This is a genomic window from Flavobacterium sp. 28YEA47A (assembly GCF_041262125.1).
Taxonomy (GTDB): domain Bacteria; phylum Bacteroidota; class Bacteroidia; order Flavobacteriales; family Flavobacteriaceae; genus Flavobacterium.
Genome location: NZ_JBGCCI010000001.1, coordinates 252,156 through 267,874 on the forward strand (window position 1 = coordinate 252,156; position 15,719 = coordinate 267,874).

Below are 15,719 nucleotides of genomic sequence, written 5' to 3' on the forward strand. Positions count from 1 at the left end.
CACTAAATTTGCAGCTTAATTCAATACGATGCAAAAAGAAAAAAATACTTGGTTTGCCTCCTGGTTCGACACTCCCTATTATCACATACTTTATAAAGACCGGGATTATGAGGAAGCCCAAGTATTTATGGACAATATCACCAACTATCTAAATCTTCCTGAAGACGCAAAAATACTGGATCTTGCTTGTGGAAAAGGCCGACATTCGATATATCTTAATCAGTTGGGATATGATGTAACCGGAGCCGACCTGTCAGAAAACAGTATTGCTGAAGCTTCTAAATTTTCAAACAACAAACTGCATTTTACTGTCCACGACATGAGAATTCCGTTTGATGAAAAATTTGACGCTATCTTTAATCTGTTTACGAGCTTTGGTTATTTTGAAAATGATGAAGACAATCGTACTACCTTACAAGCTATTAAAGAAAGTTTATCAGAATATGGTTTTGCAGTAATCGATTTTATGAATGTTCATCATGTCATTAACAATCTGGTTCCTGAAGAAACAAAAACTGTTGAAGGTATCGAGTTTAAAATCAAAAGATACGTAAAAGACAATCATATTTTCAAAGAAATAGACTTTGAAGTCAAAGGTGAAAAATTTCATTTTGTTGAAAAAGTACAGGCATTAACGTTACAGGATTTTGAGGAAATGATGGAAGAAGCAGGCATATTCCTGTTGGATACTTTTGGGGATTATAAATTAAAGAAGTTCTATAAGAACGACAGCGAAAGGCTAATCATGGTTTTCAAATAATTTAGGCAAAAAACTGCCTGATAATTTTCTATATTTAAAGTATGGACAACATTTTACCCTATATTCTGCCTCTATTTTCGGTTTTGATTGGTTATGCCATTGCACTGCTTTTAAAACCTAAAAAGAAAACCAACCTAAAACTGCTGATGGCTTTTAGCGGATCATTTCTGCTTTCCATAACCGTCATGCATTTGCTTCCAGAAGTATATGAAGCCAGCCTCCATGCACATCATGACCACGATCACGGACATGAACATTCAAATGCTATTGGAATTTTTATAATGCTGGGAATATTGTTCCAGATTATATTAGAATTTTTCTCAAAAGGAGCAGAACACGGTCACGTCCACGGACATGACGAAATGCAAAAAATGCCCTGGTTACTATTCATAAGCCTGTGCATCCATGCCCTTTTGGAAGGTTTTCCTGTTAGTCATCATAATGATCTGGCTTTAGGAATCGCCATACATCATCTTCCAATTGCCATAATCCTGACTTCTTTTTTTGTAAATGCCCATTTGAACAAAACTGCTATTTTCCTGTTCATGGTTGCCTTTGCCATAATGACACCTTTGGGAACGGTACTTTCAGAATACTTGCCATTCCTGACAACCTATTATACAGAAATCACAGCAATAGTAATCGGGATTTTATTCCATATTTCATCTACTATTATTTTTGAAAGCAGCGAAGGACATAAATTCAATCTTGCCAAGCTGTCTATGATTGCCATTGGAATTGTTGCTGCTTATTTTATATAAGTTTTTATGGAAATTGTATCCAAAAGGCATCCTTATAAGTTTTATTTTACGCTACTACTCCTAAACCTGGGCTTCTTATTCTTTAGCATCTTCTTTTTTATAAGCGAAGAAGTAAATGCGCATGCTTTTGGATTTATTTTTATTGGAATGGCTCTAGTCTGCAATTATATTTTTTTTAAAAATTCACCAAAGATTATTGTAAATGAAAAGGGAATCCAAATTGGAAAAAAACAATACGATTGGAGTGATAGTTTAGAGATTGAAATTACAGGAAAAGGAATAGGATTCCTCCATTTTTATTACGAAGCAACAAAGATTTTATTTAAAAATCAGGATGTCGTTTGTATTTATGATGTTTATTACGCTAACTCTCCTGAAATCAAAAGTTTTATCAATCAGGTTGTAATCAATAAAAGTGAAACATTCCAATTTAAAAAAATACGTTTAGAAAAAAAGAATCTATCATTTGAGAACTTAAAGACTTTTAAAGGCCACCCCGTTTTTTCTTTTACGGGAATTATGATGTGGGGACTCATCCTCTTCGTCATTTTTGTACCATCAAAAAACCCTAAAAGCCAGGAGCTTGTTCCTATACTGGTTGTATGTGCCTTTTGTTTGTTCTGGCTGTTATTAAACTCCTGGATGACTCATTATTTTCAGATTTCTAATAAGTATTTTATTGTAAAAAACCATTACTTCTTTTGGATTAAAAAAGTCTACTTGCTTGAAGACATTCGAGAAATAGTATACGACCAGCAAATAAGACAACCGAATGCCTTACGAATTATCACAAAAGATTTTGATAACAGTCGCTTTTTAGCAGGAACGCTACGTGACAAACATTGGCTTGAAATGAGGGCTGTTTTAAGAAATAAAAAGATTAAAGTAAGGAACGAATGTATTTAATACTTTGTAGCTTTGAGACTCATATTAACTAAAACCGAAAAGAAACGTTCCCTAGAATATATCTTTCCAATAAATTATGTGAAGCTATGGTTTTTGAATAGTCTGAAATTGAAACAGTTTCAAATTTCTTATTATTAGTCAGATTTCTCATAATTAAAGCATATTGAAATCTTTTATTTTGAGGCGTATATCTGAGTTCAGAATCTAAAAACAAATAATTATTGTTTTTAGACAAATCCGGTGAGACAAAATTAGTGGCAACATTCGTTTTAAAATCAGACCCAATTTTATAAATTATTTTAAAAGTATCATTAAAACTGCTAAATCGGTTTTGGCTCACATTATCCAGTAAAAAGTCATTACTAGAATAACTAAAATCGTTTTCAATATAAAATTTTGATTTAAAACTGGTTCTTAAAACACAGTTTATGAATAAAAGTCTGGTTTCGACATCTCTTAGATTGGAATTATTTACAATATTTTTGTCAAACGATAAAGCATAACTGCCATTAATCTGTAAGGTAGTCCTAATAAAATGTATATACCGCTCAAAATCCAAATTCAAACTGTAATCTCTATTACCTGCTTTCAATAAAAATAAATTTGTAAAAGTATTATCAAGATTAATCGTATTTCTCGAAAAATAATTATTACTCCTATTATTATGATTAAAGGATAAAGAGAAACGAGTTATCTTAAAAACATCATTGTATATGTAATTCAGATTATAAGTATGTGTATTTAAAAATGAAATATTGGGACTATTATTCCTGAAACTTCTAAAACCTGTAAGCACAAAACCCTCAAAAAGATTCTCTTCAGAAGGAATTATTTCGTTATAACTATAGGTAGCAACCAGATTAGATTTGGTATTCAAAACATACTGGAATTTCATTATTGGTGAAAAAACAAATTTTTCTTCTTGTCTATTTAGGTTTCTGATTTCATCATTCAAGGTAATATCATAATACTGATTATTAAGTAAAATTCCGAAAGCATATTTTTGTTTTTTTATATAACTCAAGCTTAAAGCAACATTAGGAAGTTGATACTTATAGTTCATACTATTTTGATAAAGCCTATCTGTATAAACCGTACCATCAGTATAATTTGCTTGCAGATTTGAGTTTAGAGTGTTATGAACAGATAAGTAACCCGCAATCAATTTCAATTTCGTTTTATTAAAACTTCGATAATATTCCCCTTTGGTCTTAAAAGTTTCTTTATCAAAACGGCTGTATTGATTATTACTAATCACGATATCAGTATTACCTTCTTCAATATTTAAACCAGGAGCGAGTGTAAATTCTTGCGGCGCACGATTATTACTATAAAAGACAATTCCTGTCACAGCACTATTTTCATCTATTCTATTGGTAAAGTTAAAATCCTGTTTGGTGAAAAATTTAGTTGTTTTTACCTTATTCTTTTGCACTACTTCATTATTAAGACTATTGCTGTCAAAATCAATTTCCTGATAATTAGCTTTTCCAATATATTCCCATATAAAACGATCATTTACTTTATTCGATAATTGAACATTAGCATTATATAAACGTGGTTTTTTAATAATATCCTCAATCTCATTAATTACAAATTGCTCATCATTAATACTATATTCAGTATAGGATTTATTGGTTCTTATTAACCTGTCATCATAAATTCCTAAATTTGTTTTTGCCGTAATCTTCGATGAAAATTTATACAATAAATTGAGTTCCGAATTAAAATTACTATTTATCCTATGGTATTTATTTTCTAGTTGAGAATAAAACCCTCCCTGATTGATTAATGTTTTAGCTTGCTCTTCTTTTTCATTGGTCTGGCTCAATGAAATAATTTCCGAACTAAAATCATATGGGCTGTAGTTATTACCAATATTATTGTAGGTAGTCGTTAAAAAACCTTTTGTCTTTTTGTTAATAAGCAAACCTGTTACTGAAGCATTGTATCTATCCTGAATTCCATAACTTAGGGAGGCATCACCTGAAAGGTCTGTTTTTCCCTTTTTTAGTTGAATATTAATAGCTACATCCTCCGCATTTACAAGACCTTTAAGCATTGGGTTTTCATTAAAATTTTCAATGGCCTGAACTTTTTCAACCATTTCAACACTAAGATTTTTACTTCCGGTGGTATATTGACTACTAAATAAGTCATCTCCATCAAGTAAGAATTTTTTAATGCTTTTGCCTTTAAATTTTATCTCGCCGTTTTCTTCTACTTTAATCCCGGGTAATTTTTTAAGCAAATCCTCTACAACTCTTTCTGTTCCATCTCTAAAACTTTCAGGATTATATGTGATTGTATCATTTTTAATTCTAATTGGTACTTCTTTTTCAATAACAACTTCTTCTAATTCTGTTGGTTTGTTTTCAAGATTAAAGTCTAAAATAATCGCTTGCTTATTTTTCTGAATGCTACTCAACTGTTTTATTTGAGATTCAAAAGCAAGAGAGTTCACCTCTATCCAAATTGAATCCAGAGGTTCTTTTAAATCTATTTGATAAAACCCTTCATTGTTTGTTTTAGTAAATTGATAGATAGAACTAAGATTATCCGATTTTCGAATTATGACACTAGCAAAAGGCACGGGCTCATTTTCATGAAAAACCGTGCCTTTGATAGTTTGTGCTTTTAAATTAAAACTGGTACAAAAAATAATTATGAAGCAATAAAAATTATTCATTATTGTCATTTATATAGACTTCAATGCCTCTTTTGGGAATAATAATGGCAGTATCCTGTTCAGGCACATAATTGGTTATCCTTTTAAAATAATCCTTATAAGCGTTGATAAATTGATCCCAATTAATATATAGCAGATTTAGTTTATTGAAAGGATTTTCTATAACCACATTACTCTTCTGTATTTTAATAGCCTTGTAATGTATAGCTCCATCGTTTGAAATAACTTCCAAGATTAGACCCGGTAAACCATCAAATTTTTTTGGGCCGCTTTGAATAGGGATTGCTGTTGTAAAATAAAGTGTATAATCTCTACCTCTGTAATCTCCAACAGCCTGTTGGCATTTGTATCCTAATATTTCCTTATAGTTTTCAGTTATAGTCCATGCAGTCATATAGGTATTATCTTTAAGCAAATATTTGGGAAAAATTGTTCTCGAATAATATTCATTAGAGGCCAAATCTTTATATTCAGCCGGATCTGAAAAATCAAATTCAGAAGCCTTCTGTATAGTTTCACCAATATTTTTAAAACTTACAACAGTATCTGTAACTTTCACATAGGAAATACTATTTGAGCTATCTGTTATCAGCCTGATGATTCCGAATCCGGAAAATCCATATTCATCTTTATCATCAGCTAACTCAAACTTATAATCAATAGTAAGGGTTTGACCCCAACAAATTGAAATAGTAAATAATAATAAAATTAAAAAATTGTTTTTCATAGCTTTATTTTCCTCCTTCAATAGTAACTGGTACTTTTATATCCATAGACATTTTAAGGGCTAAATCAGCCAGTCTTCCGGCTTTACTACATGCTCTGGCTTGTGCATCTTGATACGAAATATCTGATGTGACACAGGCTTTTACCACAACAACCGTATGAGTACTTGTTCCTCTTACACCTCCTTCAGCTCTTCCTTCACAACAAGCAACTGGCGAATTTATCTTTTTTATATTCGGTTGATTTTTTGATGAAGCTAATTGAGAAAAACCACAGACCAATAACACTGTTAAAATTATTCTTCCCATCTCTTAAGGTTGTTTTAGTGTTAGATCCATATTTTTAAGTGCCTTCAAAGCATTTTCTGCTGCCGTTTTCGCATTAGTACAAGCGTAAACATAAGCCTGATCTCTATTATTTGTAGCTGAAGTGGCACATTTTTTAACTGAAATTTTTATATAACCAGCCGTTCCCACAATGCCTTCACTCGCTTGACCAACACAGCACATAGTGACCTCGTTAAAATTTCGTTTTAATTCTTCTTTTCCGCTATTTGAAGCGAACAAACTAAAGGAAAGTACAAACAATCCAAATGTTAAAAATAATTTCATTTTTGGCATAAATTTTAAATTTAATTGGTTAATAAATTATTTAACGTGATTATAAAACAATAATACAAAATATATAACAAAAAACATATTTTTTTGTAAAAAATTCTTATCCGAGTAAATGAATAAATAACTTAGGAAACTTTGTATTTTTGAAGAATAATATTCCTTTTAAAAATGGGCTTCATAAAAACTACCGAACAGTCTTCCAAATATGAGCATTTAGAAAAAATGCCTGTTGCAGACCTGCTTCGCAACATCAACAACGAAGATAAGACTGTTCCTCTTGCCGTTGAAAAAGCATTACCGCAGATTGAAAAACTGGTTGAAAGAATCGTCGAAAAAATGAAAGAAGGCGGTCGTTTGTTTTATATCGGAGCCGGAACATCAGGACGATTAGGCATTGTAGATGCTTCAGAATGTCCGCCAACATTTGGTGTTCCTTTTGATCTGGTAATTGGTATTATTGCCGGTGGTGACACTGCAATCCGCAAAGCTGTAGAATTTGCTGAAGATGACAAAGAACAGGCTTGGAAGGACTTGCAGGAATGGAACATCAACGATAAAGATGTCGTTATTGGGATTGCAGCCTCAGGAACTACTCCGTATGTGATTGGAGGTTTGCAGAAATGCATTGAAAACCAGATTACAACAGGAAGCATTTCCTGTAATGCCGAAAGTCCATTGTCCAAAACTTCTGATTTTCCGATTGATGTTGTAGTAGGGCCTGAATTTGTAACCGGAAGCTCCAGAATGAAAGCCGGAACTGCCCAAAAACTGGTTCTGAATATGATTTCAACTTCTACCATGATCCAATTGGGAAAAGTCAAAGGGAATAAGATGGTAGATATGCAACTGAGCAATCATAAACTCGTAGGAAGGGCTGTCAGGATGATTATGGAGGAACTATCCATATCAGAAGCCGAGGCAGAATCGCTACTTGAAAAATATAAAAACGTCAGGAATTCTATAGAAAATTATAAAAAATAGGGTATGAATACCGACAAAAAAATACTGCAAAAAGGACTTTTATACCTATCTATAGCAATGCCTTTGCTTTTTTTAGGTCCTGTTATTATTCATAGTGCTTTTAAAAACCAAAACCATCCATACTACTTTATAGTGCTAGGATTTGGCATTCTGGCCTGTTTGGGAGCTATGCTAATGCTATTTCTTGGAATCCGAAAAATCATGAACAGCCTATTCAAAAAACGATGAAAGAAACCGTACACATAGGCAAAACATTTTCCAAAGTTATTTATACAGAAGAATCGGTTGAAAAGCGGGAATTCGAAAATTGTACGTTTATTGATTGCGACCTGTATGGCAGCAATTTTTCACAAAGCCAGTTTATAGATTGCTCTTTTAAGGGCTGTAATCTTTCAATGGTCAAGTTGAATGGAGCAGGATTAAAAAATGTTGAATTTGAAGCCTGCAAAATGATGGGAATTGGTTTTGACTATTGCGATGATTTTCTATTCGAAGTGCGATTCAGCGACTGTACTTTAGACTTCGCGTCTTTTGCGAGAAAAAAAATGCAAAAGACAAAATTTATAAATTCTTCTATGCAGGAAGTCAATTTTTCGGAAACCGATCTGACTAAAGCTATTTTTGAAGATATCAACCTCAACAGGGCACTATTTGACAGGACAATATTAATAGAAGCCGATTTGTCAAAGGCTTATAATTTCTCAATTGATCCTGAGCTTAATTCAATCAAAAAAGCCAGATTCTCTCTCAAAGATGCCGGTGGATTATTAGAAAAGTACAATTTAAAACTCGTTTAATCATGGATACAAATTCATATTACCTAGAAAGTGTCAAGAAACAGTTCTTATATTATAAAACTCTTGGCGAAAAGGCCATGGCTCAACTAAACGATGAGCAGCTTTTTATTTCCTTAAACGAAGATACCAATAGCATTGCCGTCATCGTCAAACATCTCCATGGCAATATGCTTTCACGCTGGACAGACTTTCTTACTTCTGACGGGGAAAAAGATTGGCGTAAAAGGGATGATGAATTTGTAAATACCAATATGTCAAAAGAAGAACTGATGACAAAATGGAACGAAGCCTGGGATTGTCTTTTTAACGCTATAAATCCGTTACGCCCGGAACAGCTTACAGAAATCATTTATATACGAAACGAAGGCCATACTGTTCTCGAAGCCATCAACAGGCAATTGGCACACTATCCGTACCATATTGGTCAGATAGTCTTTTATGCCAAACTTTTGAAAAAGACCGAATGGGACAGTCTTTCGATTCCAAAGAACAAATCCGGAGATTACAACGTCGAAAAATTCGCAAAAGAAAAATCCATCAAAAATTTTACTGACGACGAATTAAAAAAACTTAAATAAACAACAGATGAAAAAAATACTTTCCCTTGCCCTACTTTCATTGGGTTTACTGACTTCCTGCTATAATGTAGAACGAAATTGCAAAGACTTTAAAACCGGAGAATTTCAATTTGAATATGAGGTTAATGGTGTAAAAAAAACATCTCACTTTGTAAGAAACGATACATTGGAAATCGATACTTTTGAAGGAAAGACTGATACATCTAAAGTTCGATGGGTTAATGATTGCGAGTATATTTTGGAAAAAATAAATCCAAAGAATATGGCTGAAAAGCAAGCTATCCAAATGAAAATTCTGAGCACATCTGGAAATTCTTATACATTTGAATTCTCAAAAATAGGCAACACAAACAAACAACAAGGGACAGTAACCAAAATCAAATAAAGATGGAAGTATTTTTAAATCCAGATGCATGGGTAGCCTTACTTACCCTAACTTTTCTGGAGATTATTTTAGGTATTGACAATATTATTTTTATTTCCATCGTAACCGGAAAGTTACCTGTTGAAGATCGTAAAAAAGCTACCCGAATAGGACTTTTCCTGGCCATGTTCATGAGAATCGGGCTTCTTTTTGGAATTACACTTCTGATTGCGATGAAAGCTCCATTGTTCTCTTTTGATTTTGGCTGGTTTAGCGGCCATGTCACCGGACAAGCTCTGATTTTACTTCTTGGAGGTCTTTTTCTTATTTATAAAAGTACCAAAGAAATCCATGAAAAAGTAGACCATAAAGGTGAAGAGGAAAAAAGCCTTGGTGCTGTTGCTAAAAAATCATTCTCAAGCGTAATTCTTCAAATCCTGTTGATTGACCTGATCTTCTCTATTGATTCAATCCTAACAGCGGTTGGTATGACTAACGGACTGGAAGGTGCTTTATATATTATGATTACTGCTGTAGTAATTTCTGTAGGTATTATGATGCTTTTTGCTGTGCCAGTTGGAAATTTCGTCAATGCCAACCCGTCTATCCAGATTTTAGGTCTGGCTTTCCTGATTCTTATCGGTTTTATGCTGATTACAGAAAGTATGCATCTTTCCGGAGCACAATTGGCAGGACAGCATGTAGGAGCCGTTCCAAAAGGCTATCTGTATTTTGCGATTGCCTTCTCACTTGCAGTAGAATTCCTTAATATGAAAATGAGAAAATCTTCTAAATAGATTGGACTTCATCAAATAAAAAACGGAATGCATTGCATTCCGTTTTTGTATTTTAGTCTAGGCTTAATGTAATTTGTCCGTCATCATCAAGCTGTATGTCTTCTGAAACTTCTGTAGAGTCGGAAACTTCTATTTCTTCCGGAATTTCTTCTTCTGGAGCTTCATACGGCAACGGTTCCAAACGATTAATCTGTTTTAGCTTGTCAGCTGTCAATTGATTTCCAAGTGCTTTAATTCCTTTTACGGTAATAAAACTTTCCAAATCGACTGTCTGGTTTTCTTTTTGAACGCCTTTTACTTTTGCGAATACAAGTTCCGCCATAGGACGGTAATCGGTCACTACAATTTCCAATTGTGATTTTGGATGTTCCGTAATAAAAATTTCTTCCTTGTTTTCGTTTTCTACCAGGAATCGTTTTATAAAATAACGTTCCTTTTCTCCATCATAATAGATTGCAGAAATAGGTTTTTTAGGAACCCATTTTTCAAGAACTACCATGTCTTCTTCAAAATGCGTTGTCAGTTCCGGAATAATCGTTTTCAGCTTACCGGATTGATTGATAATCAAAAGTCTGTCATTAGGTCTGAATTCTCCTAACAGTTCTCCTCTTCCATCAACATTTAGTTTCTGTACCGTATCGTCAAACCATATTCTTCTCGGCTTAAGTGTCGAAATTCCTTTCTCTTTTAATTCTATTTTTTTGATTGGATATTTGGCAACCAGATTTCCTTTTGACGCCCTTCCTTTGATAGCCATCGTCGCAAAATCAATATCATATTTCAATTTTTTGACACTTCCTACCTGTCGGAGCAATATGGTGATAACCTCAGCTTCGCCATTCGGATTATGGGAAAAATACAATACCTGCGAACCTGGCTTTTCCTGTGTCAGATCATAAGCCTTATCTCTGGTAATTCCCGAAACATTGAAGCGTTTGATATAAGACGACCCTGATTTTCCATCACGATAGATCATGTTATAAATTGTACGCTTGTCATTCTTATCAAAAATTGCAACATGGATAATGTCTTTACCGACAAACTTCTTGTCATCGACTTTTGACACCATCATGGTTCCGTTTCGAAGAAAAACAATCACATCATCAATATCCGAACAATCTGTAACGTATTCGTCTTTTTTCAAACCGGTTCCAATAAAACCTTCTTCTCTATTTACATACAATTTGGTATTTCTCAATACTACTTTTGTAGCTTCAATATCATCAAAAATTCGGAGTTCAGTCTGGCGTTCCTTGCCTTTTCCGTATTTTTCTTTCAGTTTGGTAAAAAATGCAATCGCAAAATCAATAATATGATCCAGATCGTATTTTACCTGTTCAATATCGCCTTCCAAAGCTTCGATTTTCTCTTGCGCCTTGTCAATATCAAACTTGGAAATTCTTTTGATTCGTATTTCTGTCAAACGAACAATGTCTTCTTCTGTAACGGCACGCTTCAAATGCTGAACATAAGGTTTTAATCCTTCATCAATCGCTTTGATAACGCCTTCCCATGTTTCTTCTTCTTCAATAAGACGGTAAATTCTCTTCTCGATAAAGATACGTTCCAAAGAAAGGAAATGCCATTGTTCTTCCAATTCATCCAATTGGATTTCCAATTCGCGCTTCAGCAGATCTACTGTTCTTTCGGTAGAAATCTTAAGCATATCGGATACGCCAATAAACAACGGCTTATGGTCCTGAATTACGCATCCCAATGGAGCAACAGAAGTTTCACAAGCTGTAAAGGCAAATAAGGCATCAATTGTCTTGTCTGGAGAAACACCCGGATAAAGATGAATCAGGATTTCAACTTCGGCAGCGGTATTGTCTTCAATTTTTTTAATCTTGATTTTTCCTTTGTCATTGGCCTTCAAAATACTTTCAATCAAGGTGGAAGTATTTGTCGTAAAAGGAATCTGTGTTATGACTAATGTCTGTTTGTCAAGCTGTGCAATTTTTGCACGAACACGAACACGACCGCCACGCATTCCATCATTATAATTGGAAACGTCAGCAATACCAGCCGTTGGGAAATCAGGATATAATGTAAAAGGTTTCCCTTTTAATATTTTTATAGAACTATCGATCAGTTCGTTAAAGTTATGCGGCAATACCTTGGTAGAAAGTCCAACGGCAATACCTTCTGCACCTTGAGCTAATAACAGCGGAAATTTTACAGGAAGATTTATCGGTTCGTTTCTTCTTCCATCATAGGAAGCCTGCCAGGAAGTAATTTTTGGGGAGTACAAAACATCATGCCCAAACTTACTGATTCTTGCTTCAATATAACGGGAAGCAGCTGCACCGTCACCTGTTAAGATGTTTCCCCAGTTTCCCTGCATGTCGATAATCAGATCCTTCTGCCCAATCTGCACCATCGCATCACCAATACTGGCGTCACCGTGCGGGTGATACTGCATTGTATGCCCAACAATGTTCGCCACTTTGTTGTAACGACCATCATCCAGTTCTTTCATTGAGTGCATAATCCTACGCTGTACCGGTTTGAAACCATCTTCTATTGCAGGAACGGCACGCTCTAAGATTACATAGGAAGCATAATCCAAAAACCAATCCTTATACATTCCGGTTACCTTGGTAATGGTATCTTCCGGATTAATTTCTTCCTGGTTATCGTAAAAATGCGCCCCTGATCCCTCAGGCTGACCTTCAATCGGCTCTAAATTCTCTTCTTCGTCCATTTATTTAAGCGATCCTATAATTATTTAATTCTAATCTTATTTCTCAACAACGTCCAGTTCTACTTTCAGGTTGTTGATGATAAATTCTTGTCTGTCTGGCGTGTTTTTGCCCATATAGAAAGACAAAAGCTGTTCGATTGAAGTCAGCTTGTCTAACATGACCGGATCTAATCGGATATCATCGCCAATAAAATGCTTGAACTCGTCGGGAGAGATTTCTCCCAAACCTTTAAATCGTGTGATTTCCGGCTTAGGTTTTAGCTTTTCAATAGCATTTACTCGCTCGTCTTCAGAATAGCAGTAAATGGTTTCTTTTCTGTTTCTTACTCTAAAAAGCGGTGTCTGTAAGATATATAAATGTCCCTCCTTGATTAACTCAGGGAAAAATTGCAGGAAAAATGTAATCAGCAGCAAACGGATGTGCATTCCATCGACATCGGCATCGGTTGCGATTACGATATTGTTGTAACGCAAATCACCCATGTCTTCTTCAATATTCAAAGCGGCCTGGAGCAAGTTGAATTCTTCATTTTCATAAACAATCTTTTTGCTCATTCCGTAGGAATTCAAAGGCTTTCCACGCAAACTGAATACGGCCTGCGTATTAACATCGCGCGACTTGGTGATAGAACCCGAAGCCGAATCTCCCTCCGTAATAAAAAGCGTACTTTCTAAACTTCTTGGATTTTTAGAATCGGTTAAGTGTACACGGCAATCCCGTAATTTTTTATTGTGAAGACTGGCTTTTTTTGCCCTGTCTTTCGCCAGTTTACGAATTCCTGAAAGTTCTTTTCTTTCTCTCTCCGCCTGCAAGATCTTGCGCAAAAGCAGATCGGCCGTTTCTGGATTCTTATGTAGAAAGTTATCCAGTTTATTTTTAATAAAATCATTGATAAACGTACGGACTGAAGGCAAATCTGGCCCCATTTCTGTAGAACCCAGTTTTGTTTTTGTCTGCGATTCAAACACCGGCTCCATTACCTTCACACTGATTGCGCTGACAATGGATTTACGGATATCAGAAGGTTCAAAACCTTTATTGTAAAATTCCCGGATTGTTTTTACAAGTGCCTCACGGAAAGCTACCAAATGGGTTCCTCCCTGAGTCGTATTTTGCCCGTTCACAAAAGAATGATATTCTTCTGAGTATTGCGATTTGCTATGTGTCAGGGCAATTTCTATATCATCGCCAGAAAGATGGATAATTGGATATACCATATCTTCCTGAGCAATATTTTCTTCCAACAGGTCTTTAAGCCCGTTATCAGAAAAAAACTTTTCACCATTGTAAATTATTGTCAGTCCTGTGTTCAGGTAACAATAATTTTTCAGCATCTTCAATACATACTCGTTCCTGAACTTGTAGTTTTTGAAAATAGCCTCATCCGGAGTAAAGGTTACTTTTGTTCCTTTACGTTTGGTCGTTTCGATAATATCTTCTTCAAGCACCAGATTACCTGCTGAGAATTCTGCTGCTTTTTGTTTTTCTTCACGAACCGATTCTACCCTGAAATAAGTCGACAAAGCATTTACCGCTTTGGTTCCGACACCATTCAGACCGACTGATTTTTTAAAGGCAAGGGAATCATATTTTCCTCCCGTGTTCATCTTGGACACTACATCCACTACTTTTCCAAGCGGAATTCCACGCCCATAATCTCGTACGGTAACTATCTTTTCCTTGATTGTCACCTCTATCGTTTTTCCGGCACCCATAACGAATTCATCGATACAGTTGTCCAAAACTTCTTTCAAGAGGATATAAATACCATCGTCTGGCGAAGAACCGTCGCCCAATTTCCCGATATACATACCCGGACGCATTCGGATATGCTCCTTCCAGTCGAGAGAACGGATATTGTCTTCGGTATACTGATTTTGTTCTGACATTTGAAAATTATGGATTTTGTGCTAATATACAGTATCCGCAAGAAAAATGAAAGTCTTGCGAGGCAAAGTTATCAATAGAATAATTGACAAAATTATAATCCGATTTGTATCTGAATAGTAGAGAAATTCGGGCTTTTATGTTATTGTCCTATAATTTTCAAAAGAAAAAAACTGTTATTTGATTAGATAGGTTACCATAATTTTCCGATTGACATAAATGGTCAGATAATCACCTGATTTTCCAACCAATGAAATATCAAATTCAGTCTCTTTATTATCGTTACTAAGATAAGTACGTTTATTTTCACTGCTGAATATAAACTCGGCATTATCATATTCTCCTAAATTCTTAATTTCCAAATGGAAATTTGGTGTTACAGAAGAAATAATTCCGTTTTTCGGAAATATCTCATAATTGCCACTGAAATAGTCCCTGTAATAAAGCGGCAATTTTGAAAAATCCAGTTTTGATTTATTAACTGTAAGCCATTTTTTATCCTCAGGATAATGATTTAAAAACAAATTCTCAGCCGACATAAAAAAATAAGAATCATTAAAGTCAGGCTTAAAAGAATCGTCTTTTTGGGAAATATATCCTGCTCCAAGTGTCGTGTCAACAAATTTCCAAACATTATCGATTTTTACAGCATTCCAGGCATGGTCTACAGCCATATTTACTTGTCCAATTTGTGATGGATCAGACTTTAAAGTTCCGGTCACTATCTCACTTTCAAGCCCTACTAAATGGCTTAATTTTTCAAATACCATTGAATATCCATGACAGATGGCCTTACCGGAAAGCAATGTTTTAGAAATTATTGACTCCTTAAATTTGATTTCCTTTGCCTTCTTTTCCTTTTCATCCCGATAAGAAAATGCCATACTCGACGCACTGCCCATTGAATTAGCAGCCGCAACATCAAACCCAATATTAAAAGTTATCCAAGAGTAAACCGCCCTAGCCTTTTCGGAATCATTGGCAAAGTCCTTCTTAATCAAACTACTTATAGCTTCTAAATTTTGGACTTTTGAAGGATATTTTTTTACAATTTCATCAACTTCTAAAAAGTCTTTAGAAAAAGAATTTGTAATGCAAAAACACAGAAAAAGAGTTATAATTTTCCTCATCGTTCAAATTTATTTTAAGTG

The 15,719-nt window shown here is 34.6% G+C and carries 16 protein-coding genes; 9 read left to right on the forward strand and 7 right to left on the reverse strand.

What is annotated here, in order from left to right; genetic code table 11:
• Window positions 1–28 precede the first annotated feature (28 nt).
• The 3 genes from ABH942_RS01155 to ABH942_RS01165 are packed head-to-tail and all read left to right on the forward strand — an operon-like array spanning window position 29 to window position 2,427.
• Window positions 29–760 (forward strand): cyclopropane-fatty-acyl-phospholipid synthase family protein, encoded by a 732-nt coding sequence (locus ABH942_RS01155; protein ID WP_370029134.1) that lies wholly within the window; start codon window positions 29–31, stop codon window positions 758–760.
• Window positions 761–801: 41 nt separating this feature from the next.
• Window positions 802–1,521 (forward strand): ZIP family metal transporter, encoded by a 720-nt coding sequence (locus ABH942_RS01160; RefSeq protein WP_370029135.1) that lies wholly within the window; start codon window positions 802–804, stop codon window positions 1,519–1,521.
• A 6-nt stretch (window positions 1,522–1,527) separates the two neighbouring features.
• Window positions 1,528–2,427 carry a hypothetical protein gene (locus ABH942_RS01165; RefSeq protein ID WP_370029137.1) on the forward strand — a complete coding sequence of 300 codons (900 nt, stop codon included), beginning with the start codon at window positions 1,528–1,530 and terminating at the stop codon, window positions 2,425–2,427.
• A 28-nt stretch (window positions 2,428–2,455) separates the two neighbouring features.
• On the opposite strand, the gene ABH942_RS01170 is transcribed toward ABH942_RS01165, so the two are convergent.
• The 4 genes from ABH942_RS01170 to ABH942_RS01185 are packed head-to-tail and all read right to left on the reverse strand — an operon-like array spanning window position 2,456 to window position 6,462.
• Window positions 2,456–5,116, reverse strand: a complete 2,661-nt coding sequence (locus ABH942_RS01170; protein WP_370029139.1) for a hypothetical protein — start codon at window positions 5,114–5,116, stop codon at window positions 2,456–2,458.
• Window positions 5,109–5,843, reverse strand: a complete 735-nt coding sequence (locus ABH942_RS01175) for a GLPGLI family protein (RefSeq protein ID WP_370029141.1) — start codon at window positions 5,841–5,843, stop codon at window positions 5,109–5,111. Before ABH942_RS01175 ends, ABH942_RS01170 begins: the two co-directional genes overlap by 8 nt.
• A 4-nt stretch (window positions 5,844–5,847) precedes the next feature.
• Window positions 5,848–6,150, reverse strand: coding sequence for a hypothetical protein (locus ABH942_RS01180; protein ID WP_370029143.1), 303 nt, complete (start codon window positions 6,148–6,150; stop codon window positions 5,848–5,850).
• A 3-nt stretch (window positions 6,151–6,153) separates the two neighbouring features.
• Window positions 6,154–6,462 carry a hypothetical protein gene (locus ABH942_RS01185; RefSeq protein WP_370029145.1) on the reverse strand — a complete coding sequence of 103 codons (309 nt, stop codon included), beginning with the start codon at window positions 6,460–6,462 and terminating at the stop codon, window positions 6,154–6,156.
• 165 nt (window positions 6,463–6,627) lie between these two features.
• Between ABH942_RS01185 and murQ the strand changes: the two genes are divergently transcribed.
• Genes murQ through ABH942_RS01215 form a run of 6 tightly spaced genes read left to right on the forward strand, consistent with a single transcriptional unit; the run spans window position 6,628 to window position 9,976 of the window.
• Window positions 6,628–7,440, forward strand: coding sequence for an N-acetylmuramic acid 6-phosphate etherase (gene murQ / locus ABH942_RS01190; protein ID WP_370029146.1), 813 nt, complete (start codon window positions 6,628–6,630; stop codon window positions 7,438–7,440).
• Window positions 7,441–7,443: 3 nt separating this feature from the next.
• Window positions 7,444–7,668 carry a DUF6095 family protein gene (locus tag ABH942_RS01195; protein WP_140001277.1) on the forward strand — a complete coding sequence of 75 codons (225 nt, stop codon included), beginning with the start codon at window positions 7,444–7,446 and terminating at the stop codon, window positions 7,666–7,668.
• Window positions 7,665–8,237, forward strand: coding sequence for a pentapeptide repeat-containing protein (locus ABH942_RS01200; RefSeq protein WP_370029148.1), 573 nt, complete (start codon window positions 7,665–7,667; stop codon window positions 8,235–8,237). The genes ABH942_RS01195 and ABH942_RS01200 overlap by 4 nt, the downstream gene beginning before the upstream one ends.
• A 2-nt stretch (window positions 8,238–8,239) precedes the next feature.
• On the forward strand, window positions 8,240–8,815 hold the full coding sequence (locus ABH942_RS01205; RefSeq protein ID WP_370029150.1) for a DUF1572 family protein: 576 nt from the start codon (window positions 8,240–8,242) through the stop codon (window positions 8,813–8,815).
• 7 nt (window positions 8,816–8,822) lie between these two features.
• Window positions 8,823–9,200, forward strand: coding sequence for a DNA topoisomerase IV (locus ABH942_RS01210; RefSeq protein ID WP_370029152.1), 378 nt, complete (start codon window positions 8,823–8,825; stop codon window positions 9,198–9,200).
• Between the two features lie 2 nt (window positions 9,201–9,202).
• Window positions 9,203–9,976: a TerC family protein gene (locus ABH942_RS01215; protein ID WP_370029154.1), complete on the forward strand. Its 774-nt coding sequence runs from the start codon at window positions 9,203–9,205 to the stop codon at window positions 9,974–9,976.
• 52 nt (window positions 9,977–10,028) lie between these two features.
• Here the strand turns inward: ABH942_RS01215 and ABH942_RS01220 are convergent, their stop codons facing one another.
• The 3 genes from ABH942_RS01220 to ABH942_RS01230 all read right to left on the reverse strand — a co-directional run bounded on the left by ABH942_RS01220 (window position 10,029) and on the right by ABH942_RS01230 (window position 15,698).
• Window positions 10,029–12,680, reverse strand: a complete 2,652-nt coding sequence (locus tag ABH942_RS01220; RefSeq protein ID WP_370029155.1) for a DNA gyrase/topoisomerase IV subunit A — start codon at window positions 12,678–12,680, stop codon at window positions 10,029–10,031.
• 36 nt (window positions 12,681–12,716) lie between these two features.
• Window positions 12,717–14,570, reverse strand: a complete 1,854-nt coding sequence (locus tag ABH942_RS01225) for a DNA topoisomerase IV subunit B (protein ID WP_370029157.1) — start codon at window positions 14,568–14,570, stop codon at window positions 12,717–12,719.
• 174 nt (window positions 14,571–14,744) lie between these two features.
• Window positions 14,745–15,698 carry a transglutaminase domain-containing protein gene (locus ABH942_RS01230; protein WP_370029158.1) on the reverse strand — a complete coding sequence of 318 codons (954 nt, stop codon included), beginning with the start codon at window positions 15,696–15,698 and terminating at the stop codon, window positions 14,745–14,747.
• Window positions 15,699–15,719 lie beyond the last annotated feature (21 nt).

Excerpts from the sequence above, each read along its gene's own strand:
- ABH942_RS01205 (WP_370029150.1), top strand. The coding sequence starts at position 8,240 with ATGGATACAAATTCATATTACCTAGAAAGTGTCAAGAAACAGTTCTTA.
- ABH942_RS01215 (WP_370029154.1), top strand. The coding sequence starts at position 9,203 with ATGGAAGTATTTTTAAATCCAGATGCATGGGTAGCCTTACTTACCCTA.
- ABH942_RS01170 (WP_370029139.1), bottom strand. The coding sequence starts at position 5,116 with ATGAATAATTTTTATTGCTTCATAATTATTTTTTGTACCAGTTTTAAT.
- ABH942_RS01210 (WP_370029152.1), top strand. The coding sequence starts at position 8,823 with ATGAAAAAAATACTTTCCCTTGCCCTACTTTCATTGGGTTTACTGACT.
- ABH942_RS01180 (WP_370029143.1), bottom strand. The coding sequence starts at position 6,150 with ATGGGAAGAATAATTTTAACAGTGTTATTGGTCTGTGGTTTTTCTCAA.
- ABH942_RS01225 (WP_370029157.1), bottom strand. The coding sequence starts at position 14,570 with ATGTCAGAACAAAATCAGTATACCGAAGACAATATCCGTTCTCTCGAC.
- ABH942_RS01230 (WP_370029158.1), bottom strand. The coding sequence starts at position 15,698 with ATGAGGAAAATTATAACTCTTTTTCTGTGTTTTTGCATTACAAATTCT.
- ABH942_RS01155 (WP_370029134.1), top strand. The coding sequence starts at position 29 with ATGCAAAAAGAAAAAAATACTTGGTTTGCCTCCTGGTTCGACACTCCC.
- murQ (WP_370029146.1), top strand. The coding sequence starts at position 6,628 with ATGGGCTTCATAAAAACTACCGAACAGTCTTCCAAATATGAGCATTTA.
- ABH942_RS01220 (WP_370029155.1), bottom strand. The coding sequence starts at position 12,680 with ATGGACGAAGAAGAGAATTTAGAGCCGATTGAAGGTCAGCCTGAGGGA.
- ABH942_RS01160 (WP_370029135.1), top strand. The coding sequence starts at position 802 with ATGGACAACATTTTACCCTATATTCTGCCTCTATTTTCGGTTTTGATT.
- ABH942_RS01200 (WP_370029148.1), top strand. The coding sequence starts at position 7,665 with ATGAAAGAAACCGTACACATAGGCAAAACATTTTCCAAAGTTATTTAT.
- ABH942_RS01185 (WP_370029145.1), bottom strand. The coding sequence starts at position 6,462 with ATGCCAAAAATGAAATTATTTTTAACATTTGGATTGTTTGTACTTTCC.
- ABH942_RS01175 (WP_370029141.1), bottom strand. The coding sequence starts at position 5,843 with ATGAAAAACAATTTTTTAATTTTATTATTATTTACTATTTCAATTTGT.
- ABH942_RS01195 (WP_140001277.1), top strand. The coding sequence starts at position 7,444 with ATGAATACCGACAAAAAAATACTGCAAAAAGGACTTTTATACCTATCT.
- ABH942_RS01165 (WP_370029137.1), top strand. The coding sequence starts at position 1,528 with ATGGAAATTGTATCCAAAAGGCATCCTTATAAGTTTTATTTTACGCTA.